The sequence below is a fragment of the Lentilactobacillus rapi DSM 19907 = JCM 15042 genome (genome assembly GCF_001436255.1).
Lineage (GTDB): Bacteria > Bacillota > Bacilli > Lactobacillales > Lactobacillaceae > Lentilactobacillus > Lentilactobacillus rapi.
The window spans coordinates 1-880 of record NZ_AZEI01000028.1; the positions used below are offsets into that span (position 1 = coordinate 1).

The window sequence follows — 880 nt, forward strand, 5'->3', positions numbered from 1 at the left end:
AGAAGCTGTTTAGTATCTTTGATTTTGACCAAATAATTTGATAAACTACTGTCAAAAAAGTTGGTGATCATATGCAACATTTTAGTCATCATTACCAAAGCGATATTTCTCGGCAACAATTCGATTTGATCCGCCAGGATCTGGAAGCTTCAAGAAAACGAACTCACCCAAAACACATTGATCCTTATGATATCTTCTGTGCCATGCTCTATGTCCTTAAAAATGGTTGTACTTGGCGTGATTTGCCGGCTGATTTTCCAAAGTGGTCCACCGTTTACTACTATTGGATGAATTGGTCGAAAGCCCCCACCCCTGATAAACCAGCTTTATTAACTCAGGTTTTAAAAAAATTGTCGCTGATCGAAGATTAAGGCAAGGGCGATCAGCACGAACTTCGTTCGTCATTTTAGATGCCCAAAGTATCAAGAACACCGCTACCGCTGAAAATAAGGGTTACGATGGTGGTAAGAAGATCTCGGGGATTAAACGGCACTTAGCCGTCGACATCAATGGATTCCCGCAAGCGATCCATATTACCCGGGCTAACATCACTGATCGTGACGGGGCGATTGCACTCGTTACCCTTAATTTAGAGCAGTTTAAATTGGTTCGAACCATGATGGTTGATAGTGGTTATACCGGCCAAAATTTTGCTAATGAGATTAGCAGTTTAACGTCAGCCAAGGTAATCGTCGTTAAAAGAAATGAGTTACACCAATTTTCGGTTATCCCCCAACGGTGGCTCATTGAACGTTCATTTAGTTGGTTGGGAAATTATCACCGTTTATGGCGTAACTGTGAGCGTAAGCTCAACACTAGTCTCATGATGGTTTCGTTAGCTTTTATCAGGTTACTTCTTAAAAGATACTAAACAGCTTCT

The 880-nt window shown here is 41.1% G+C and carries 1 protein-coding gene; it reads left to right on the forward strand.

From position 1 onward, the window contains the following. Positions 1 to 71 precede the first annotated feature (71 nt). A protein-coding gene (locus tag FD12_RS13505; RefSeq protein ID WP_099046409.1) for an IS5 family transposase occupies positions 72 to 871 on the forward strand; the annotation gives its coding sequence in 2 pieces (ribosomal slippage) (positions 72 to 360 and positions 360 to 871; 801 coding nt in all). Positions 872 to 880 lie beyond the last annotated feature (9 nt).